This window comes from Bacillus sp. lyk4-R2A-2 (assembly GCF_030209735.1).
Taxonomy (GTDB): domain Bacteria; phylum Bacillota; class Bacilli; order Bacillales; family Bacillaceae; genus Bacillus; species Bacillus pumilus.
Window position 1 is genome coordinate 602,010 of the sequence record NZ_JARVRK010000005.1, and the last position, 20,850, is coordinate 622,859.

At 39.9% G+C, this 20,850-nt stretch carries 21 protein-coding genes and 1 other RNA gene; 14 read left to right on the forward strand and 8 right to left on the reverse strand.

All coding sequences use genetic code 11. From position 1 onward, the window contains the following. Nucleotides 1-7: 7 nt before the first annotated feature. Both QRN39_RS10040 and recU read right to left on the reverse strand, forming a co-directional pair. Nucleotides 8-2,722, reverse strand: coding sequence for a PBP1A family penicillin-binding protein (locus tag QRN39_RS10040; RefSeq protein WP_050943863.1), 2,715 nt, complete (start codon nucleotides 2,720-2,722; stop codon nucleotides 8-10). A 43-nt stretch (nucleotides 2,723-2,765) separates the two neighbouring features. Next, complete coding sequence (gene recU, locus QRN39_RS10045; RefSeq protein ID WP_050943864.1) at nucleotides 2,766-3,377, reverse strand: Holliday junction resolvase RecU; 612 nt, start codon at nucleotides 3,375-3,377, stop codon at nucleotides 2,766-2,768. Nucleotides 3,378-3,423: 46 nt separating this feature from the next. On the opposite strand from recU, the gene QRN39_RS10050 reads away from it, so the two are divergent. After that, a complete protein-coding gene (locus QRN39_RS10050) occupies nucleotides 3,424-4,380 on the forward strand; it encodes a DUF2515 domain-containing protein (protein WP_251190383.1) in 957 nt (318 codons plus the stop codon). Between the two features lie 23 nt (nucleotides 4,381-4,403). Here the strand turns inward: QRN39_RS10050 and sspM are convergent, their stop codons facing one another. Continuing rightward, the gene (gene sspM, locus QRN39_RS10055) at nucleotides 4,404-4,508 is read right to left on the reverse strand and encodes an acid-soluble spore protein SspM (protein WP_253622476.1); all 105 of its coding nucleotides are present in this window, start codon (nucleotides 4,506-4,508) and stop codon (nucleotides 4,404-4,406) included. Between the two features lie 196 nt (nucleotides 4,509-4,704). On the opposite strand from sspM, the gene QRN39_RS10060 reads away from it, so the two are divergent. From QRN39_RS10060 to QRN39_RS10070, 3 genes are all read left to right on the forward strand, one after another. Further along, on the forward strand, nucleotides 4,705-4,938 hold the full coding sequence (locus QRN39_RS10060; RefSeq protein WP_223251159.1) for a DUF5446 family protein: 234 nt from the start codon (nucleotides 4,705-4,707) through the stop codon (nucleotides 4,936-4,938). Nucleotides 4,939-4,995: 57 nt separating this feature from the next. Continuing rightward, on the forward strand, nucleotides 4,996-5,367 hold the full coding sequence (locus QRN39_RS10065; RefSeq protein ID WP_137055055.1) for a YppE family protein: 372 nt from the start codon (nucleotides 4,996-4,998) through the stop codon (nucleotides 5,365-5,367). A 106-nt stretch (nucleotides 5,368-5,473) separates the two neighbouring features. Next, nucleotides 5,474-5,926 carry a YppG family protein gene (locus QRN39_RS10070; RefSeq protein WP_137055056.1) on the forward strand — a complete coding sequence of 151 codons (453 nt, stop codon included), beginning with the start codon at nucleotides 5,474-5,476 and terminating at the stop codon, nucleotides 5,924-5,926. Between the two features lie 20 nt (nucleotides 5,927-5,946). Here QRN39_RS10070 and QRN39_RS10075 read toward each other — a convergent pair whose 3' ends face one another. Then, the gene (locus QRN39_RS10075; protein WP_284907171.1) at nucleotides 5,947-6,366 is read right to left on the reverse strand and encodes an Hsp20/alpha crystallin family protein; all 420 of its coding nucleotides are present in this window, start codon (nucleotides 6,364-6,366) and stop codon (nucleotides 5,947-5,949) included. A 167-nt stretch (nucleotides 6,367-6,533) separates the two neighbouring features. Between QRN39_RS10075 and QRN39_RS10080 the strand changes: the two genes are divergently transcribed. Continuing rightward, nucleotides 6,534-7,040, forward strand: coding sequence for a PTS sugar transporter subunit IIA (locus QRN39_RS10080; RefSeq protein WP_003216086.1), 507 nt, complete (start codon nucleotides 6,534-6,536; stop codon nucleotides 7,038-7,040). A 50-nt stretch (nucleotides 7,041-7,090) separates the two neighbouring features. On the opposite strand, the gene QRN39_RS10085 is transcribed toward QRN39_RS10080, so the two are convergent. The 4 genes from QRN39_RS10085 to QRN39_RS10100 form a co-directional block, all read right to left on the reverse strand. Continuing rightward, nucleotides 7,091-8,209 (reverse strand): NADH-dependent flavin oxidoreductase, encoded by a 1,119-nt coding sequence (locus tag QRN39_RS10085; RefSeq protein WP_253622478.1) that lies wholly within the window; start codon nucleotides 8,207-8,209, stop codon nucleotides 7,091-7,093. 607 nt (nucleotides 8,210-8,816) lie between these two features. Next, nucleotides 8,817-10,121 carry a (Fe-S)-binding protein gene (locus QRN39_RS10090; RefSeq protein WP_137055059.1) on the reverse strand — a complete coding sequence of 435 codons (1,305 nt, stop codon included), beginning with the start codon at nucleotides 10,119-10,121 and terminating at the stop codon, nucleotides 8,817-8,819. Nucleotide 10,122: 1 nt separating this feature from the next. Next, entirely contained in the window at nucleotides 10,123-11,532 is a 1,410-nt protein-coding gene (locus QRN39_RS10095; RefSeq protein WP_050943871.1) for an FAD-binding oxidoreductase, read from the reverse strand. Nucleotides 11,533-11,555: 23 nt separating this feature from the next. Then, the gene (locus tag QRN39_RS10100) at nucleotides 11,556-12,263 is read right to left on the reverse strand and encodes a FadR/GntR family transcriptional regulator (RefSeq protein WP_050943872.1); all 708 of its coding nucleotides are present in this window, start codon (nucleotides 12,261-12,263) and stop codon (nucleotides 11,556-11,558) included. A gap of 287 nt (nucleotides 12,264-12,550) precedes the next feature. On the opposite strand from QRN39_RS10100, the gene QRN39_RS10105 reads away from it, so the two are divergent. The 9 genes from QRN39_RS10105 (at nucleotide 12,551) to QRN39_RS10145 (ending at nucleotide 20,844) form a co-directional block, all read left to right on the forward strand. Further along, nucleotides 12,551-13,882 (forward strand): MFS transporter, encoded by a 1,332-nt coding sequence (locus QRN39_RS10105; protein WP_050943873.1) that lies wholly within the window; start codon nucleotides 12,551-12,553, stop codon nucleotides 13,880-13,882. Nucleotides 13,883-13,966: 84 nt separating this feature from the next. Beyond that, nucleotides 13,967-15,145: an iron-containing alcohol dehydrogenase gene (locus QRN39_RS10110; protein ID WP_050943874.1), complete on the forward strand. Its 1,179-nt coding sequence runs from the start codon at nucleotides 13,967-13,969 to the stop codon at nucleotides 15,143-15,145. 137 nt (nucleotides 15,146-15,282) lie between these two features. Continuing rightward, nucleotides 15,283-16,707, forward strand: a complete 1,425-nt coding sequence (locus QRN39_RS10115; protein WP_050943980.1) for an NAD-dependent succinate-semialdehyde dehydrogenase — start codon at nucleotides 15,283-15,285, stop codon at nucleotides 16,705-16,707. Between the two features lie 72 nt (nucleotides 16,708-16,779). After that, nucleotides 16,780-16,971, forward strand: a complete 192-nt coding sequence (locus tag QRN39_RS10120) for a hypothetical protein (RefSeq protein ID WP_050943875.1) — start codon at nucleotides 16,780-16,782, stop codon at nucleotides 16,969-16,971. 953 nt (nucleotides 16,972-17,924) lie between these two features. Continuing rightward, a complete protein-coding gene (cotD, locus tag QRN39_RS10125) occupies nucleotides 17,925-18,161 on the forward strand; it encodes a spore coat protein CotD (RefSeq protein WP_080984739.1) in 237 nt (78 codons plus the stop codon). A gap of 49 nt (nucleotides 18,162-18,210) precedes the next feature. After that, nucleotides 18,211-18,753 (forward strand): SLOG family protein, encoded by a 543-nt coding sequence (locus QRN39_RS10130; RefSeq protein ID WP_199800961.1) that lies wholly within the window; start codon nucleotides 18,211-18,213, stop codon nucleotides 18,751-18,753. A gap of 75 nt (nucleotides 18,754-18,828) precedes the next feature. Then, nucleotides 18,829-19,134, forward strand: coding sequence for a cell division regulator GpsB (gene gpsB, locus QRN39_RS10135; RefSeq protein WP_003215578.1), 306 nt, complete (start codon nucleotides 18,829-18,831; stop codon nucleotides 19,132-19,134). A gap of 61 nt (nucleotides 19,135-19,195) precedes the next feature. After that, an RNA gene (gene rnpB / locus QRN39_RS10140) (RNase P RNA component class B) lies at nucleotides 19,196-19,579 on the forward strand. 110 nt (nucleotides 19,580-19,689) lie between these two features. Further along, entirely contained in the window at nucleotides 19,690-20,844 is a 1,155-nt protein-coding gene (locus QRN39_RS10145; RefSeq protein WP_106035418.1) for a THUMP domain-containing class I SAM-dependent RNA methyltransferase, read from the forward strand. Nucleotides 20,845-20,850: the final 6 nt, after the last annotated feature.

The following is a 20,850-nucleotide window of genomic DNA, read 5'->3' on the forward strand; positions in this document are numbered from 1 at the left end:
TTTTTCATTATTCATTTTCTTTTCGATTAGGAGAAGTTGATTGCGAACTTGAGTTTTGAGAGTTCGTTTTTGCATCATCTTTCTTTTTATCTTTATTGTCAGTTTGTGAATTGCCGTTCCCATTTGTACTGTCTGAGCCATCATCGGAAGAACCATTATTTCCGTTTTCCGTATTTCCGCCTTGATCCTGATCCTTATCTTTGTCTGGATCTTTTTTATCATCTGGCTTTTGCTCATCAGTGCCTGGGGGTTGATTTTTGTTATCGTCAGTCTGGTCTGTCTGCTCGTCGTCAGGCTGCTGCGGTTCTTCTTCTTCTTTGTTCTCATCATCTGCTTTTTCTTCCTTATCTTCATCATCCTTGATGGTGAGGAAGGTAGAAGCTGCTTTACTTGTGACATCCTCTACAGTGGCTGTCACTTGGAATTTATAAGTAGAGCCAGGCTTTACATCAGAGATGACCGCTTCTTTAGCAGAACTGTTTTGAATCTCTTTATAGCCGCCGTTATCTACCGCTTGTTTTACATTAAATGTAGCATCTGCGTCGTTATCATAGCCCCAAGTCAGTGTGATGGATTTTTTCTCTTCATCATACACTGCTTTTAAATCAGAAGGCTTATCAGCTTCTTTTTTCTCATATGTGTCAGACACTTTTGTCGGAACCGTACCTTTTACAAAGTATTCTGTTGTCTTCTTCTCACTAGGTGTATTTGGTCCGGCCAATTTCGCTGGATCCGATCCTTTTTCAACCGTAGCTTCTACGACACTGTCTGGTTTTTCAAATGAGCCGCTTCCATCATCAATTTGAGAAATTAATCGCTGGAAGACGAGTTTGGCAACACGCTGCTCATAATCTGTGAGCCACATTTTGCCGTCCGCATCTTTTGAGTTACCGATTCCAGTCCAAACGGCTGCTGTATATTGCGGCGTATAACCAACAAACCACGAATCTTTCGCACCGCCAGAAGGAATATTGTATTTATTGATATCATCTTGTGTAAAGTTCGTTGTACCTGTTTTACCAGCTACTTGAACGTTCGGTACTTGTGCAAGTGTCCCAGTTCCAGATTGGACAGCAGTTTTCAGCATATCTGTGACCATAAAGGCTGTGTAATCACTCATAGCCGCTTTGGAATCTGGCGTTAGGTCAAGCTTTGTACCGTCATTAAATTCAACAGACTTGACAGCATGCGGTTCGTTATAATATCCATTATTACCGAATGCACTAAAGGCCCCAGCCATTTTTAGAGAGGACACGCCATCGTCAAATCCACCGATTGAGTAAGACTCAGGAATGTCAGACGGTAAGTCCATACCTAAATTATTGGCGAATTGAACGGCATTGTCTGTGCCAGCTTCTTGGAAAGCCTTTAGGGCAGGGATGTTTCGTGATTGTGCCAAAGCACTTCTCATCGACATTTTCCCTAAATGTCTTCTGTCAAAGTTATTAATTGGTGTACCGTTTGAGTACGTATACGGCGCATCATCAATTTGCTGGTACGTTGACCATTTTTTGTTTTCAATGACTGGACCGTAATCTAAAATTGGTTTGATTGTTGAACCTGGCTGACGTTTTGCATCAGTCGCATAGTTAAAGCCGCCGGCTGGTACATCACGTCCACCGCCAATAGCGCGAATTTCACCATTTTTCGTATCAAGCAGAGTAACACCTGCCTGCATACCTTTCGTAAATCCAACTGAATCTCCATTGATAATATCATCTAGGTGATCCTGAGCTTTTCGATCAAGTGATGTATAGATTTTTAGTCCATCAGTTGATACATCCACTTTGGCTTTTTTCTGTACTTCTTCCATGACTTCTTCAATATAAGCAGAATACTTACTTGAGTTCTGGCTCTTATATTTATCAGCAGGGATGACAGTTTTGCTGACAGGGGTTGCTTTTGCAACTTCATAGTCTTTCTCTGAAATGTAGCCTTGTTTTTTCATGAGCCCTAGCACGATATTGCGGCGTTTTTCCGCTGCCTCAGGATTTTTCACTGGGTTATAAGCAGAAGGACTCTGCGGCATACCTGCAAGTGTGGCAGCCTGTGCAACCGTTAGTTTATTTAAATCTGTCACGCCGAAAAATTGTTCAGCCGCTTTCCCAACACCGTAAGCATAAGGTGAGAAGAAAATGCGGTTTAAATACATTTCTAAAATTTCATCTTTAGAGTACTTTTGCTCAAGCTGAATCGAGAGCCATACTTCCTGTACTTTACGTTTTAACGTTTTTTGATTGTTAAGTAGAGTGTTTTTCACAACTTGCTGTGTAATTGTACTTCCACCTTCAGCTCCAAAGCCGTCCTCGACGTTTGCGACAAGGGCACCGCCAATACGGATTGGGTCAATCCCGTGGTGTTTATAAAAACGTGCATCTTCCGTTGCGATAAATGCTTCTTTTACCACATCGGGTATATCTTTAATCGAGACATACGTTCTTTTTTCCGCACCGACTTCTGCAAACACTTTCTTGTCTATGTCATAAAGCTTTGAAGAATACGGTGTTTTGAGCTTACTATCATCAATTGAAGGAGCGCTCGATGCAAAAACGGCAAAAGTTGTGATTCCGGCCACTACACAAAGAAGACCGATCACGAGTAAAGATAAAAATATTTTTTTAAATAGACCTGCTTTCTTTTTGCCTTTTTTGTTCTTTTGCTTCTTATTGTTTTCTTGACTTGCTTTACGTCGCTGTTCACGACTTGTAAATTGATCAGACATCACATCTCAACCTTTCGTGTTAAACCTTTTTCGAACGTCATTGCTACTCACTTTCATCCGAAAAATGAAGTGTCTCCACTACTTTAATATAATCAATTCTTGGCGAATATCCAAGTGTCATTAAGTGGCCGGCTTCCATTAATTCATCTTTACTAATGGATTTCCGGCCGTTTAGCTTCTGCCGCTCCCAGAAGAAAAAGAGATCTGAAGCGGGCAAATAATAAACGGAGCCAAATGCGGATATAATAACGAAACAAATGCCGCCTAGCTTTTCAACCTGTTTCATATGCTCAATTTGATGGTCGTGGAAATTTTTGAGCGGAAACGAGGTGGTGCTTTTGGTCTCCTTTGCTTCAAAATCGATATAGCGCCCTTTGTACACTCCATTATAGTCTGTTGTGGATGATTGCTTAAAATAGGCTTCTTTGATCACAGCAGCGCTTCTTTTTGGATAATCCACATTCACAATCTGAACGGGGGTAGGCTTTTTATGAATGACTGCGATCCCATTGACCAAATAGTACTGGTTGGTTTCATTTAAGTCAGCCTCAAGCGTCATCCCGCGGTTACTATAAGAGGATTCGCCGCTGATTCTTTTTTTTGTCCCAATTGGTTGAATGGGCTGATACGATTTTCCGTTTGGATACCGAATCATCAAGTTTCAGCCTCCTTTTAATGCATTTTGTATTGGAGAGATACCTATGTTGTCACAAGAAGAGTACATCATCACTCAGCATATATTGCGTGAAACGAAAGTGAAAAATAAAGACAACCTGACGAGGACAAATGCTTACAAGCGCTTTTATGATCGTCATCCAGAGATGAAATGGTCGCTGCTTGCTTCCTTTGTCTCAAGAAATGCTGGATGGTCTATGACGGATCTAAAGGGCGAGCTCTTCCATCCAGGTTTAACAGATCAAGAGGGGCACCTTTTTTTCACAGCATATGAAAGAGCGAATTGGCTGATCTTTTCGGATGCTTACCCTCAGCTTCTTTTGTATGAATGGTCTAAGCGGTGCGGCAAACCCTTGTTCCATCTGCTTCCGTATTTTTCTGTATCTCGTTTTATGAGCACTGAGTGGGAACGTTTTTGGCTAAAGCGTGACACAGAGCGCCTGCTTTATGCACTCATCATAAATGAACAATATACTATACAATCTCCTATTATACAAAATCCTCTACTGAAAAAGAATGTTTTTCACTCGATTCAATATCTGTTTAGTGAGTGGGGACATTTTCAAACCGTTGTTTTTCCAACGGTGGACGGGCATTTGTACGGGTTAACTATACGGAAGTTTTCCCACGTAAAGGAGCGTATTTCATTAGGGAAAAAACTAGCGAAACTATTATTTCGGGCCGATTTATTTTCGGGTTTTTATCATTTTTTGCATACTGTTCCGCATACCGGATCACGGTTTGATTTTGAGCCGTTTTTAGGGATCGCTAGAAGGTCAACACCTTTTCTTCGAACTGTTTATCCAGTGATGACACATTCATTAGACGATCAAAGAGAAGATTGGTTTCAAAAGAAATTGAGCTCATCTTTGTTTGATGCAGAGACATTGCCAAAACAAATTGAGCTGACCGACTGGTATTTTCATAAAAAAAGACAGCTTCGTTTTCTTTTCTCATTAGAGCACTATTTTTTGCATAAATAAAAAGCAGGGGGTACCTGCTTTTTTTACGTGGATGGTCGATTAGGACCGCCGAGCTTTTTATCAAGCTGATCTGTACTGTTTTCTTTCCCTTTTGGCTTTTGATCTTTTGGTGCTGGCTGCTTTTTCATGAAATCTACCTCCTTTGTCCTTAGAATTTACACAATCGGACGCAATCATACAAAGAAGGACAAGCATATGTCGAAAAGGAAGAAATAGCGCTCATCTACACTTAGATTGGCGATTTGCTTCTAGTTTTGTCATGTGTGAAGGAGGGTGTGAAAGAAAAGAGAATGTAACGAGAGACGATAAAGGAGGAATCTGATGATGAGCGAATTTGTATCAAAAGAATCCATTTTGCAGTTATTAGAGGAAATCGAGCGAAAAATTGATGCGGTGGAAGAAGAGCTGTCTCTTGCTGTGAACGAAACAACACGTGCAGCCATAGAGGAGCAAGAACAAATGATAGACCGGCTTGAATCAGAAGTAAAGGACTGTGAAGTGAAGATTCACGCAGCTGAGTATCAACTGGCGGCAAGACCGGCATACCACGCAGGGTAGCTTTCTATTTGAGCAATAAGTAAACGTTTGATAGGATGGTTCATAGAGGTGAACACTTTGGATAATCAAACATTACTTGAACATACACAAGAGCTGAGAATATGGATCGAAGAGGCGTATGAGCAGTACCAAAAGGGAAAGGCTGAAGAGGAATACCCCGTATATGATTTTCACACAGAAATTCAGCCGGCCGTTGAGTCATTTGATCAGAAAATGGAAGAGTGGCTCACTGCTGCGATCTCGTTTATTCATCTGGCGAAGCCTAGATATTTACACGAAGAACAGCTTGAAGCTGTCAAAGAAAATGGGAAAGAGGTTGTCCTGCAATCTTATTTTGGCAAACAGCATGCACCCCGTGTGAAAAATTTAGTTGAGTCAGTGATTTACACACTGAACCTTTTAATAGAAGAAATCAACAAGCGCAGCTGAAGACATCGCTGCGTTTTTCTTATGGCTGCTTTAGGCACATCTTCTGCTTTTCGTCATAATATATGAGTGACAAGACTATGCGCTGAGAGCGAGAGGAGCGAGATATATGATCCCTTATTCAAACCAGCAGCCGTATGAATTCAATCCATTCAATCAAGGGCCATTTCCGTATCCAGAAATGCAGCAGCAGCCTCCGCAGCCTCCAGAATATTTTATGCCGCCACATCAAGGTGGAATGAGCCAGGCATCACCTGCTGTCTATCAGCCGCCTTATGGATATCAAGAAAATGTGCCGCCTTTTCAGCCGCCCGAAGCGATCAATCAACCCCAGATGCAGCCACCAGGTATGATGCCCATGCAGCAGCCTATGAACCCTTATCCTTTGCCAAGACCGCAAAAACAGCAATCATCTCAATTTAAAAGTGTGCTATCGCAATTCAAAAAAACGAATGGACAATTCGACTTTAACAAAATGTTTGATACAGCTGGGCAAATGATGAGTACGATGAATCAAGTAGGCTCATTAGCGAAAGGATTTACGAGCATTTTTAAAGCATAGTTAAAACCCAATAGAAGGATCTATTGGGCTCTTTGCTTTGGTGCCGTCACACGAAGCGTTTGATCTTTCCACACGCTTTTCATGTTCGTTTCATCTATTTTTGCCGGCATTAAAATGGTTTTTGTAAAGCTCGAATACGAGGAAGTTGTATCCGTTTTAATTGTTTCCTGTACGGATAAGTGTAAATATTGGGCTTTTACTTCTAGTGCGATATCGCCTTCGACAAAATGGTCGGGAAATTGGATTGCGATATACACAAACTGCTCATCCTCTGTCACATCGGTCGTAATCGATGCAAGTGAATGCGATGTGGTCATGAGTGCCTCCGCACTATTTAATATCTCATGAAACGGGGAGGATGCGAAAAATTGTTCAATCGCTTCATAGAGAATATCTTCATTTGCCAGCAATTCATGTTTCTTTTCGGCTTCATGTTCCATTTGAATCACCTCTCATCTACAGCCTATGCAGAAAGGACTCAGGCGGTTATCAATTGATGAGAGGAAAAAATTATGATTAAATAGTGTTGAATGAAGCAAGGTGTATGAGCGCAGCGTTTCATACACGGAATAGATATAGAAGCAAAGCTTGAAGGGAGCAATTGACATTGCTGAAAAAATTATTCGGTTTCGGGAAAAACCAAGATGATGTAAAAGAAGAAATCATTTATTCTCCAGCTGATGGAGAGTTAATGGATATGACGGATGTACCAGACCCTGTTTTTTCTCAAAAGATGATGGGAGACGGCGTAGCAGTCAAACCAAATAGTGGCACGATTGTGTCACCAGTAGAGGGTGAAATCATCCAGCTCTTCCATACAAAACATGCAATTGGCATTCGAACACTCTCAGGGCTTGAGCTTCTGATTCATATCGGACTTGAAACAGTGGGATTAAATGGTGAAGGATTTGAAGCGCACATCAAAGAGGGCGATAAAGTGAAGATCGGTGACCCTCTCATTACGTGTGATTTAGAACTGATTGAAGAGAAAGCGGCAAGTACAGTGACACCGATTGTCATTATGAATGGTGACTTGATCGAGCATCTCGATAAAGAACCAAAGGGATCTGTTGAAAAACAGACATCTAAGCTTTTTACCGTTAAATTAAAATAATCAGGACAAAAAAACTACCCAATCGTTTGAGGGTAGTTTTTTTGATGACATTAATCTTCCATCGGAACCCAGCCTTGACTTGCTTCCATAACAGACCACAATCCTTCTGGAATCAAATATTGATCTTTTTGGCTGCGTTTAATAACAGTTTCAATCTCGCTTTCTCTGCCTTCTTTAATCTTCTTTGCCCAATCTGGGTCGACGATCAGCTCACGTGCGATAGCGATAAGCGGAATTCCTTGGTTATAGGCACTTAGTGCATCTTCGGCTGTAATGACGCTGCCTACACCGATGAGCGGAAGGTTATCGCCGCAGCGATCTTTTAGCAGCTCCATACGCGTCTTATCCGTATCTGCACCGCGTCTTGCTTTAGAGTCAATCTCCATTAAAGAGATATGCAAATAATCAAGGTTTTTAGTTTTAAGAACATCGACTAAGGTAAACGTCTCTGTCATCGTTAAACCAGGCGTTTCTGGTTCTTCAGGGGATAATCGATATCCAAAGATAAACGGTTTTTTCGCATGCTTTTCGATTGCTTCTTTCACTGCATCCACAACAGCGATAGGGAAAGCTAGACGCTTTTCTTCATTTCCTCCCCACTGATCTGTCCGCTGGTTGCTATGCGGAGAGTAAAATTGCTGTAATAGATAACCGTTTGCACCGTGGATTTCCACGCCGTCAAATCCTGCTTCGACCGCTCGTCTTGCCGCTTCTTTAAAAGAGTCAATGATATGAACAATTTCCTCTTCTTTTAAAGCGCGTGCAATCTGTTTTCCATCTTTAAACACGTCACTTGGCGCAACCACATCACCATTTGGAACTAAGTGAGGGAGAGCCTGAGAGCCGCCGTGATGAATTTGAATGATGGCTTTTGTTCCCTTTGCCTGAATCGCAGAAGCTAGTTTTTTCAGGCCGGGTATATCTTCATCTCTTGCGATAGAAGGCTGTCCTTCAAATGCCTTACCATCTGGAGTCACGTTCGCACATGCTGTGATCACCATGCCCATATCACTAGATCTAGCTGTAATGAAATCAATTTCCTCTTTAGAAATAGTGCCATCCTCGTGAGAACCGAAGTGTGTCATTGGCGCAACGACTAACCGGCCATTAATAGACGCACCTCCTGGAAACGTAAATGGTTCAAATAATGGCTCAAAATCTTTTTTCATACGATTTCCTTCTTTCTTGAAATGTTTTCTCTTCTGAAGTGTAATTGATATGGTTACATGCAAACAAATAATTTGCTCAGAAAAACATTTCAAAAATTGTCGTCTGGTCATGCAAACAAATAATCGGTGCACTAGAATTAAGAGGTGGAACGTAATGGAAAGGAAAATAATGACTGATCTTATTGATGAATTAAAAGCAGATGAACAAGTTGTACATTGGCATGAAATAAATGAGAACACCGCAAAGACATCGATAATTTCGCAGCAGGTCGCTGAAAGATAAAAGTCGTGTTAGAAAAAAGGACGTGAGTGAGCTCTATATACATCAAAAAGAAGCCAATGAGCGTGTCATGGCAGGGTGGGGATGATCGGAAATCAATTAGGAGATGAAGATGCCCATAGCATGCAGGGAGAACTTTCCTATGTTTGTTGATTCGTCATGGCTTTATTCTGAAATGAAACCCACAAAAAGTGGGTTTCATACAGTAAGAAATAGAGAGAGGTTCATTCTTTAAAAAAGAAAGAACTTAGAAGGGGCTTGGGATGAAATCATTTCAATCTTCTTTTGTTTTTGGAATTGATCATGATCAAATAGTGAGAGAGAAGCTCATGAGATCCCAGAGGCTTCCGCTAAATATTCAATTAGATGCAGGGCACGCATAGAATGAGAGAGACCTTCACGTTCTATACCAAGTTTCATCTGCAATAGGCAACCTGGATTGGTTGTGATGACAACGGTTGCGTTTGTAGCTTTCGTATGCTTCATTTTTTCATCAAGAATCTGCATGGAAGCATCATAATTTACGATATTATAAATGCCTGCTGATCCGCAGCACATATTTGCTTGCTCCATTTCGATAAATTGTATTCCAGGGATACTTTTCAATAATTCCAAAGGTTCTTGATTTACTTTCTGAACATTGGTCATATGACAGGAGTGCTGATAGGTCACCCTTTCGCCATGACGGGGCTGTAAGTCTGGCAAACCACCGCAAGCGACAAGTACCTGGCTTATATCTCTTGATTTAGCAGAGAAAGCAGCAGCTTTTTCGGCCCACTCTTTGTCATTCGAAAGTAAATGTCCGTACTCATAAAGCTGGGCGCCGCAACCTCCTGCATTATTTACTATAAAATCGGCATTTATTTGTTCGAATGCGAGAATATTTTGCTTTGCTAGGTGACGTGCTTCGTCCATTTCTCCAGTATGAGCTTGTAGTGCTCCGCAACAGGTTTGTTTCGGAACCACCACAACATCACAGCCTACTTCTGAAAGTAACTTTATAGATAGTTGATTTATAGTGTGGAACATAGAGTCCATTATACAGCCAGTAAAAAATGCAACAGTATATTTTGCTTTTAGCTTTGCCTTCACTTCGGTTGATGCTCGACTACGCTCTATAGGGGAAGTAGGAGTAGGAATAATCGACTCAAATTCGCCTAAGTTATATGGGGTATTTTTCATAATGCCAGACGCCCGGGCAGCTTTTTGTAATCCGCTTGTTTTGTATAGCCAGATAGAATGACCAGCTACATTCATCATCTTTTTGTTCGGAATGACTTTTTTCAGCATCACTTTTCGTAATAGACGTACTGGTAAGGAAAATTTTTTACGTTTTACAATTGCTGCACGTGCCGCTTCTAGGATCGAACCATATTCTACACCTGTGGGACAAGCTGTCTCACACGCCCGGCAGCCCAAACACAAATTGAGTGGTTCTTCAAGAACGGATAAATCTGTAATCTTTCCTTCACCAACCATCTTTACTAGATTAATCCGACCACGAGGTGAGTGAGTTTCTGTACCGAAAGTTACATATGTTGGGCATACAGGTAAACAATAGCCACACTGAACACAATTTTTTGTTTTGTCATACTGAAGTTCTTCTCTTAATTCATTAAGTGGTACCGTCATGTTATCTCAACTCCAATTTTTGTCCTGGCTCAGGGAATATCTTACCAGGATTCATAATATTGTTCGGGTCCCATGCTTTTTTTATACGTTTCATCATATCAAGTCCAACTGCACCTAGTTCCATTTCCATAAACGGTGCTTTCATCGTTCCAATCCCATGCTCACCTGAAAGTGTCCCACCAAGCTCAACAGCAGCCGTAAAAATTTCTGCTACAGCTTGTTCAACACGAATCATTTCTTCCTGATCTGTTTTATCACAAATAATATTCGGATGAAGATTACCATCACCAGCATGACCAAACACAACAAGGTGAATACCGTATTTATCACGTATGTTCAGTAATCTTTCACACATTTCAGGTATTTTACTTCGAGGGACGGTAGCATCCTCAGAGATTTTAGTTGGCTTAATCCGCGCGATGGCTGGTGATACAAGCTTACGAGCTTTCCAAAGCTCTGTTTCCTCGGCTTTATTCTTTGGAATTGTTACTTCTCTCGCCCCTACAGTACGGCATAATACAGCCGCTTGTTCCATTTCTTCTTTCAGAGAGAGGGGGTGGCCGTCAAGTTCAATTAATATAAGTGCTGCTGCGTCAGTGGGTAAACCAAGGGGTTCAAAATTCTCGACTGCTACAATAGAAGACTGATCCATTAGCTCCATTTTAGATGGCAAAATACCGGAAGAAAGAATTTTGGAAATGGCACTTCCAGCATCAACAAGGTTATCAAAAATGGCCATGATGGTCCCACTGGCCTGTGGTTTAGGAATGAGTCTCAATATTGCTTTTGTTATAATACCAAGTGTTCCTTCTGAACCCACAATGAGTTTCGTTAAATCGTAACCGGTAACATTCTTTACTGTTTTACCGCCGGTTTTGATGATTTCTCCTTCCGGGGTAATGATTTCAAGACCAATGACATAATCTTTTGTCACGCCATACTTCAGTCCTCTTGGGCCACCTGAGTTTTCTGCTAAATTACCAGCAATCGTAGAAACGTGAGAACTGCTTGGATCCGGTGGATACATGAGTCCTTTTTGTTCGGCAGCTTTATGAATGTCTGATGTCAATACACCTGGAGAAACAATTGCAATAAGATCTTCTTCATGAATTTCAAGCAAATCGTTCATAATAGATAAATCTATGACAATCCCTCCTTTAACAGGAAGAGGACCTCCACTTAGGCTCGTTGCCTGACCTCGTGGGCAAACAGGTATTTTTTCGCAATTAGCAAACTTCACAAGGGAGGCTAATTCGTCTACGCTTTTAGTCTGAATGACGATATCGGGTAAATAGGTTCCAAAAGAACCATCGAATGAATAACTAAAACGATCACTTTCATCTATGAGTATTCTCCCCGTTTTTATGATTGCTTCGATGTTCTCTATATGATAATCGGTCACTACTTTCATTTAATCCTCATCCTCTCGTTTTGCTATAAAGTGTAATCTTTTATAAACAAGCTTATTTTCTCTTCTGCATTTTTCAAATGAATCATAGACAGAACTTTGGCTAACTCAGGCTCTTCTGCTTCGATTGCAAGCAAAATATCTCGATGTTCTTTGTAGACAGCTTCTCTTTTAAGTTTTAACTCTGTATTTGGGCGAAGAGTAATTTGTAATGTTTTTTCATAAAGGGAAGCTAGGTTATTTTGTGTTTGAATCATAATAGGATTTTGTGTAGCTAAAGTAATAGAGTTATGAAAATCTATATCTTCCTTTCTAGCAGTTGTAGTATTCTCGATTGATTTTTTCTCCCATTCGTCTAATATTCTTTTCATGTTTTCAAGTTGTTTTGGCGTGCGACGGAGGGCAGCTAAGTAAGCAACTTCAGGCTCTAGCACTTTTCTCATTTCAAAGAGATATTTAATATTGTCAATATCATCAGTTTCGATATGAATTCTTTGAAGTAATGTTGAATTGGCAGAATCTTCTACGTAACTTCCCCCACCTTGACGTGAATAAATGACACCTGCAGCACGAAGCATGCTTAATGCTTCTCGAATTGGAACTCTGCTTACTCCAAATTGTTCAGTTAGTTCCATTTCGGTTGGCAGCTTTGAACCTGGAGGAAACTCTCCATTTTCAATCATAGTTAATAATTTACGAGCAATTATCTGCGAAACTTTTTCTTTTTGAGACACGATACCATCCTCCATAAAATTTTAATTTGTATGATGAATTTTAAATTTTAAATTTACAAAACGTTCATTTATGTATAAAATGATAAACAAACTTACTAGGTTTTGCAATAGTTGTAATACAAATTTTCAAATTGCGACAATTTAACCATTGCTTTCAATGTTTTTGAACTGAAATGAAAGCACTTACAAATCTGAATATTTTAAAGTTCGTGGCTTACTCCACTTTATATATATTGAAGTTCATCATTTCAATACTTTCACGCTTTTATACATTAGGAGGAATGGGTATGAACAATGCAGTTTCATTAGAAAAGCAAACAACTCGAAAAGTCACTAGACGACTCGTACCATTTTTAATTATTCTCTATATTGTTGCGTTCCTTGATAGGGCAAATTTAGGTTATGCTGCTTTAGAAATGAATCAAGCATTAGGACTAACGAGTCAGATGTTTGGAATTGCTTCTGGTATCTTCTTTATAAGTTATTTTTTGTGTGAAGTGCCGAGTAATATCATGTTAGAGAAATTCGGAGCAAAAAAATGGATTGCACGAATTCTTATAACTTGGGGGATTGTAGTTGTTTTAACTGGATTCGTTCAAAATGCTACACATTTGTATATCTTACGTTTTGTACTCGGTGCATTAGAAGCGGGATTCTTTCCGGGAGTTATTTTGTATTTAACTTATTGGTTTAGAGCAAAAGAGAGAGCAAAAACAATTGCTATGTTTATGACAGCTATTGCTATTTCGTACATTATTGGAGCTCCACTTTCTACATGGATTATGGATAACATCCAATGGATGGGGCTTGATGGATGGCGTTGGATGTTTGTTCTTGAAGGTGTACCGGCTGTTATTTTAGGGATTGTGACGTTATTTTATTTAACGAATAGACCAGACCAAGCGAAATGGCTTTCAAGCGAGGAGAAACAATGGTTAATAGCTGAATTGGAGAAGGAGAGAGTAGAAAAAGCAAAGGTAGATGCTGACAAAAAATTAGTTGGACACAAACAAACCTTAACTAATCCACGAGTATGGTATCTAGCAATAATTTACTTTATGTTTAACATTGGTATATATGGTGTAGGCTTTTGGCTACCTCAAATTATTAAATCTCTTTCGGAAGTCCTAACTAATGTGCAAATTGGATTACTTACAATGATTCCTTATATCGCAGGAGCCATTGTAATGAATATCTGGTCTCGTCGTTCTGACCGTTCAGGAGAGAGACGTATTCATGCGGCTATTCCGTTGATTGTGGGCTCATTAGGACTGTTTGCATCTGGAATGACCTCAAATCCGTTTCTTTCAATTGCATTTATGGTTATAGCTGTATCAGGCATGTACAGTTTCTATGGGCCTTTTTGGTCTTTGGCAACTCAATTTTTAAGTACTTCAGCTGCTGCTGTAGGAATTGCTGTTATTAATTCAATTGGAAATTTAAGTGGATTCGTTGGACCTTATGGTATTGGGATGATTCAAGATGCTACAGGGAATGTAAGTGTTGCATTGTTCTTCTTAAGTGGATCTTTGCTAGTAGCTAGCGCTCTGTTGTTTGCAATGCGAAAAAGCCAATTAAAAGTTTCACAAGATAATTCACATATCTCAACAAATCAATAATCTTTTCGTTTGATTCAAGTTCAATAGATTTGAAGAATGAGTTTTACTAAACTCAAAATGATTACTTATGGGGAGTTGTTAACAATGTCTTTAATGCCATACACATATTTTATGCCCACGCGAGTAGAATGTGGCAACGGAATTTCAAATAAAACAGGAGAAATGATTAGTGAATTAGGGATTAAGAGAGTACTGATCGTTACAGATAAAGGTATACGTTCAGCTAATCTTTTAGAAGGGATTGAGAAGTCACTTCAGGCTGTTCATTTGGAATATGAAATATATGATGAGATAGAGCCAAATCCATCAGATGATACGATTCATAAAGGAACAAACTGTCTTAAACAGCATAAAAGCGAGGCTGTATTAGCTGTCGGTGGTGGTAGTAGCATCGATACAGCGAAGGGGATAGCCGCAATGGCTACTAACCCTGGTCATATCTTTGATTATGAAGGGGTGGGAAAAATCACCATACCGCCTCTACCTATCATAGCCATTCCCACTACAGCAGGAACAGGAAGCGAAGTAACAGCCTCGACCGTTGTTACGAATAAAGATACATTATTTAAACTGGCAGTGATTAGTCCAAAATTATTTCCAATTTTAGCTATATTAGACCCTGCTCTTACGCTGCATCTCCCACAAGGGATTACAGCAGCAACAGGGATGGATGCGCTAACACACGCGATAGAATCATATACATCTAAATCTGCTAGTCCTGTTAGTCAAGGATTTGCTATACAGGCTATAAAAATGATTGGTGAAAATTTAACTAAGACTTATTTTGTTGGAACAGATATAGAAAGCAGGGAGAAAATGCTTGTTGGCTCAATGATAGCAGGGGTGGCATTTTCTCAATCACTTTTGGGAAATGTCCATGCCATATCTCATACGTTTGGTGGAGTTTTTAATATTCCTCATGGTATTGCAAATGCTGCATTATTGCCGTTCGTAATGAAATATAATTTACCAGCGTGTGCAGAACAGTATAAAGATATCGCAATTGCTTTAGGAGTAGATGTTAGCGGATTATCTACTCGATTGGCAGCAGAAAAAGCAATTGAAATTGTTATCCAAATGAATCAGTCGATGAATATCCCTCTTAATATAAAAGATTTGGGTGTTTCACTTGATTATTTACCAAAATTAGTAACCGATTCGATGAGAAGTGGTAATGTATTAAGAAACCCTAGACTGACAAAGGCTGAAGATATTCACTTGATTATTGAAAAAGCATATTATGGTGCGTTAGATGAGATGTAATCTACAAAAGATTGCAAGTGTAATGACAAACTAGACGCCTAAAATTTAGATTTTATATCAGTGCTTGAAGATAATTTATTTAAGGGGGAATTTTTTTGTTAAAAGTCAATTCTTTAGTTGAATTAGAGAAATTAAAAATGTATGTCAATGGTGAATGGACAGCTGCATTAGATGGAAAAACATTTTCAATAACAAACCCATCAACTGGTCAAATTATTGCTCAAGCTCCAAAAGGGGGGCATCAAGAGACAAAGCTGGCGATTGAAGCTGCAGATCATGCTTTTAAATCCTGGTCCAAATTAACGGCAAACGAACGTGCTCACTATTTACTGAAGTTGTATGATCTTATGCATGAATATCAAGATCAATTAGCAGAAATCATCAGTTTGGAAATGGGAAAACCTTTTACGGAGGCAAAAGGAGAAGTAGCTTTTGCAGCTAGTTATTTACAATGGTTTGCTGAAGAAGGAAGAAGGATTTATGGAGAAACGATTCCTGCTTCTGCTGTTAACAAAAGGTTAATGGTTATCCGCCAGCCAATTGGTGTCGTTGCAGCAATTACTCCATGGAATTTCCCTTTAGCCATGATGACTAGAAAAGTAGGTCCTGCGATGGCAGCTGGGTGTACATCTGTTGTGAAACCAGCTGGACAATCTCCTATTAGTGCGATTGCGTTTGGAAAATTGGTAGAAATGGCAGGAGTGCCAAAAGGAGTTGTAAACATCGTAACAGGTGCTTCAGGCCCAATTTCTGATGAAATTTTTGAAAACCCAACAGTTAGAAAGATTTCATTTACAGGATCTACTGAGGTTGGGAAATTATTAGTGACCAAGTCTGCTGCACAATTGAAGCGGTTGTCATTGGAACTTGGTGGACATGCACCATTTATTGTTTTTGAAGATGCTGATTTAGAAGCTGCTGCTACAGGTGCGGTTGAAAGTAAATTTAGAAATACAGGGCAAACGTGCGTATGTGCAAATCGAATCTATGTCCAAAGCTCTGTTATAGATAAGTTTTCAGAACTTTTTGTAGAAAAAGTGAAAGCTCTTAAAGTTGGGAATAGTATTGATCCAAGTGTACAAGTTGGACCCTTGGTAAGTCCCGAAAGTTTAGAGAAAGTGGAAGAGCATGTAAATGATGCTGTTTCTAAAGGAGCTCGCCTTCTTTATGGCGGACAACGCCTTAAAGGTGAATTGTCTGAGGGGTTGTTTTATGAACCTACCATTTTGGGTGAAGTAAATTCAAACATGCTTATTACGAGTGAGGAAACATTTGGGCCAGTTGCTCCAATTATTCCATTCGAGACAGAAGAAGAAGTCGTTCGATATGCAAATTCGACAGAATATGGTTTAGCTGCGTATTTCTATACAGAAAATTTTAGTCGATCCGTCAGAGTTTCTGAAGCTCTAGAATTCGGGATTATTGGTATGAACGATGCAGTTCCTGCAGTTGCTCAAGCTCCATTTGGAGGAATTAAAGAGAGTGGAATGGGGCGTGAAGGCGGACATCAAGGGCTGGACGAATACTTAGAAGAAAAATATATTTCCATGGGTATTAAATAAAAAATGGTGTAATGACGAATAATAAAAAAACATTGTAACGATCAATATTCAAGATACTTCTGAGAAATTCTTATGAATGATAGTGAAAATGTTAGCAAAATAAATGAGGAAATTGCAATAGGAACTGAGCAGGCTGCTGCGCGTGTGAAGCAGACGGTGGTTTCAGCAGATCAATCGAGTAATGCGCTACAAACAGTTACAAAGAGTACGGATCAGTTGGCAGTAACCTCTAATAAATTAGAGGAAAGAAGTCAAACTCTTTAATGGATGATATCCGAAAGAGTTCTTCTGTTTTCGGATAATAAAGTTCTTTGATTGTAACCGTATTTAAGATCATAATGATCTTAAATACGGTTTTTTATTGTGAACATGGCAAAAAGAACGAGTAGGCAAACAGAAGAGGAAATTACACGATAAGTGTAGCTTTGAAATTTAGGATAAGGGGCGCAACTTAATTATCCTTATACACATACATGGAATATCAGTTCGTAGACTCTGCCAAAATTGTCTCATCTGTTCAAACTTTTGGAAACAACTGTTCAGCTGGTTGCAATTGTTTATTTGCTTCATACCGTTCTCGGACCAGATGTTTTTAACAACGAGTGTTCCAGTTTTTCTCTCCCCGATAATATCGGCTCGTCCAATGAAACTCTCGCCATATAATAGAGGCAGTACAGCGTACAACAGCAACAATACGAGCTTCGTGTAATAGCTGACGGAGAACCTCTTTGAGTTGTGCTACATGATCTCTGCCTCATCGGGATCAAGAAAGCGCAACAAGGCATATAAAAGAGCTCAGAACGGTTGATTTTGACCATACCAGTTAAAAAAAGTATTGAGCTCTCGAAATATGCTGAGCTCGAAAAAAGAATAACTCGTCTACTTCGGAAAGCTGGACAATGAAATTATTGCCCGGGAAAGCGCAAAACATGACAACGTTCGGCTCTCGGCCGAAAATAAAAATTGTTTAGCACTTTTATTGTAGAAAAGTCATGAATCCTGTAAAATAACGTTAGATATTGAATGAGGAGCGTAGAGCATGTATAAAGGTCTTTTCTACTTGTTTTTTCTTGTTGTCATTTTGGTCGCATTTGTGTTTTCAAACTATAAGGATGTTTTCCTTGCAAACTTTTAAAATAGGTTAATGCATTAGTACATGTACACCTCTTAATTCATACATTGTTAATGTAAGAAAATTAAGGAGAGGGGAATGCTACATGTACCATCATCATCATTGCCAACCGAATGTTACACAGCCAATTGTTCATCCGACGAATCATTGCTGTACACACAGTGATTCAACAACAATTGTGCCGCATATCCATCCGCAACATGTGACAAATGTTCACCATCAAAATTTCAAACATGTTCACTACTTCCCGCATACGTTTTCTCAGGTGGACCCGGCAACACATCAACACTTTAACTGCGGTGGACCTTGCTGTAACAGATAAAGTGGAATGGGACTTTTATAAGTCCCTTTTTTTAAAAGCAGGTGAAAAAATGAAAATTATTGCTGTCACAGGGTACAAGCCATTTGAGCTTGGGATATTCAAACAAGACGAGCCTGCACTTCAATACATAAAAGCGGAGCTTCAAAAAAGGCTGACAGCTTTAATTGAAGATGGCCTCGAGTGGGTTCTCATATCAGGCCAGCTAGGGGCAGAAATCTGGACGGCCGAAGTAGTATTTGAGCTTCAAGAGGAGTATCCAGCGTTAAAACTTGCCGTCATTACGCCATTTTATGAACAGGAAGAGCGCTGGAATGAACAAAACAAAGAGTTGTATGAAGGAATTCTTGCACAGGCTGATTTTGTAGAAAGTGTCACGCATAGACCGTATGAAAGTCCGGCACAATTTAAACAAAAGAACCGTTTTTTTATTGAAAAAACAGATGGACTCCTCGCCCTTTATGATCCGGAGCATGATGGCTCGCCAAAGTACATGATCAAAGAAGCGGAAAACTATACCGATTACCCCATTATGTACATCACAATGGATGATTTGAGAGCGCAAGTTGAGGCGGAAGATCCGTTTTTTGACTAAAAGCAAGAGAAAATTTGACAACGTCACGTATTTCTGAAAAAATATACTATGAATTCACGATATGAGGTGAAAAAGATGCTTGCTGATAAAGTAAAGCTTTCTGCAAAAGAAATTTTAGAAAAAGAATTTAAAACAGGTGTCAGAGGATACAAACAAGAAGAAGTCGATAAATTTTTAGATATGGTCATTAAAGACTATGAGTCCTTCAACCAAGAAATCGAAAAGCTTCAACAAGAAAACCTCCATTTGTCTAAACAGCTTGAGGAAGCCGTTGAGCAAGGGAAAAGACAGCCTGCACAGTCTAATACAACAAACTCTGATATTTTAAAAAGACTATCTAACCTTGAGAAACATGTTTTCGGCAGCAAACTTTATGATTGAGCCTTACTGAAAAAAGCTTGTGCCTGATGTCATTGTCGTTTATAATAACGCTTGTTGATTAACGTTCGGGTAATCGCTGCAATGCTTTTAGACATTGCAGAGGAAAGTCCATGCTCGCACGGTGCTGAGATGCCCGTAGTGTTCGTGCCTGGCGAAAAAATAAGCCAGGGCAGCCTGGGAAAGGCTGACGGCAGGAAAAATGCCTACGTCCTTTTAGGATATGGCAAAGTATCCTTGAAAGTGCCACAGTGACGAAGTCTCACTAGAAATGGTGAGAGTGGAACGCGGTAAACCCCTCGAGCGAGAAACCCAAACTTGGTAGGGGAACTTTCTCAAAGGAACCAAACGGAGAGAAGGACAGAGAATTCTGTAGATAGATGATTACCACCTGAGTACGAGGCATTTGCCGTTTGCAGTACAATGGAACAAAACATGGCTTACAGAACGTTATATCCGTTATGATAAACATGATGAAAACAAAGCTCTCCTATTTCAACATATGGAGAGCTTTTATCTTGGAATACATAAAAGGACGAGAAAACAGGTGATAAATCAATGAAAACCTATACACTTATCGCAACGGCTCCAATGGGAATTGAAGCGATTGTTGCAAAAGAAGTAAGAGACCTTGGCTATGACTGCACAGTAGACAACGGAAAAGTGATTTTCGAAGGAGACGCTCTTGCGATTTGCCGTGCGAACCTTTGGCTGCGTACAGCAGACCGCATAAAGGTACAAGTTGCTGAATTTTCGGCAAAAACCTTCGATGAGCTGTTTGAACGCACAAAGGCGATTGACTGGGCCTCTTTTTTACCGAAAAACAGCACGTTCCCAGTCATCGGTAAATCTGTGAAATCACAGCTTGCCAGTGTGCCGGATTGCCAGCGTATCGTCAAAAAGGCAATTGCGCAAAAGCTCATATCCTCTTACAACATACAGTCTGAATGGCTTGAAGAAACAGGACCTGAGTATAAAATTGAGGTTGCCCTTTTAAAAGATAAAGCTGTGCTCACGCTTGATACATCTGGTGTAGGTCTTCATAAACGGGGGTACCGCATGGATCAAGGCGGAGCACCTATTAAAGAAACCCTTGCAGCTGCACTCGTGCTATTAACGAACTGGACACCTGACCGTCCGTTTGTTGATCCTTTCTGCGGATCAGGAACAATCGCCATTGAAGCGGCCATGATTGGGCAAAACATTGCCCCAGGATTTAACCGGGAATTTGCGTCTGAGTCATGGGAATGGATTGGTGAAGATGTATGGAACAAAGCGCGTCACGAAGTGGAAGAAAAAGCAAACTATGATCAGCCGCTCCACATTATTGCAAGTGATATCGACCACCGGATGATAGACATTGCAAAAATGAATGCAGAAGAAGCGGGACTAAGTGAATTGATTGAGTTTAAACAAATGCAAGTGAAAGACTTTCAAACAAAAGAAGATTACGGTGTGATTGTCGGAAATCCGCCTTACGGAGAACGACTCAGTGATAAACCAGCGGTTGAAAAAATGTATCAAGGAATGGGCGAAGCATTTAAAAGCCTAGACACATGGTCCATTTACATCTTAACGTCACATGAAAAGTTCGAAGAGTGCTTTGGTAGAAAAGCAACGAAAAAGAGAAAACTGTTTAATGGTTTTATTAAAACAGACTATTACCAATATTGGGGAAAACGCCCGCCTAGAAAACAGACAACTGAATCATAAAAAAAT

Bases quoted from the DNA above. Each gene is read 5' to 3' on its own strand.
- QRN39_RS10040 (WP_050943863.1), bottom strand. From the start codon at position 2,722: ATGTCTGATCAATTTACAAGTCGTGAACAGCGACGTAAAGCAAGTCAA.
- recU (WP_050943864.1), bottom strand. From the start codon at position 3,377: ATGATTCGGTATCCAAACGGAAAATCGTATCAGCCCATTCAACCAATT.
- QRN39_RS10050 (WP_251190383.1), top strand. From the start codon at position 3,424: ATGTTGTCACAAGAAGAGTACATCATCACTCAGCATATATTGCGTGAA.
- sspM (WP_253622476.1), bottom strand. From the start codon at position 4,508: ATGAAAAAGCAGCCAGCACCAAAAGATCAAAAGCCAAAAGGGAAAGAA.
- QRN39_RS10060 (WP_223251159.1), top strand. From the start codon at position 4,705: ATGAGCGAATTTGTATCAAAAGAATCCATTTTGCAGTTATTAGAGGAA.
- QRN39_RS10070 (WP_137055056.1), top strand. From the start codon at position 5,474: ATGATCCCTTATTCAAACCAGCAGCCGTATGAATTCAATCCATTCAAT.
- QRN39_RS10075 (WP_284907171.1), bottom strand. From the start codon at position 6,366: ATGGAACATGAAGCCGAAAAGAAACATGAATTGCTGGCAAATGAAGAT.
- QRN39_RS10085 (WP_253622478.1), bottom strand. From the start codon at position 8,209: ATGAAAAAAGATTTTGAGCCATTATTTGAACCATTTACGTTTCCAGGA.
- QRN39_RS10090 (WP_137055059.1), bottom strand. From the start codon at position 10,121: ATGACGGTACCACTTAATGAATTAAGAGAAGAACTTCAGTATGACAAA.
- QRN39_RS10095 (WP_050943871.1), bottom strand. From the start codon at position 11,532: ATGAAAGTAGTGACCGATTATCATATAGAGAACATCGAAGCAATCATA.
- QRN39_RS10105 (WP_050943873.1), top strand. From the start codon at position 12,551: ATGAACAATGCAGTTTCATTAGAAAAGCAAACAACTCGAAAAGTCACT.
- QRN39_RS10110 (WP_050943874.1), top strand. From the start codon at position 13,967: ATGTCTTTAATGCCATACACATATTTTATGCCCACGCGAGTAGAATGT.
- QRN39_RS10115 (WP_050943980.1), top strand. From the start codon at position 15,283: ATGTATGTCAATGGTGAATGGACAGCTGCATTAGATGGAAAAACATTT.
- QRN39_RS10120 (WP_050943875.1), top strand. From the start codon at position 16,780: ATGAATGATAGTGAAAATGTTAGCAAAATAAATGAGGAAATTGCAATA.
- cotD (WP_080984739.1), top strand. From the start codon at position 17,925: ATGTACCATCATCATCATTGCCAACCGAATGTTACACAGCCAATTGTT.
- QRN39_RS10130 (WP_199800961.1), top strand. From the start codon at position 18,211: ATGAAAATTATTGCTGTCACAGGGTACAAGCCATTTGAGCTTGGGATA.
- gpsB (WP_003215578.1), top strand. From the start codon at position 18,829: ATGCTTGCTGATAAAGTAAAGCTTTCTGCAAAAGAAATTTTAGAAAAA.
- QRN39_RS10145 (WP_106035418.1), top strand. From the start codon at position 19,690: ATGAAAACCTATACACTTATCGCAACGGCTCCAATGGGAATTGAAGCG.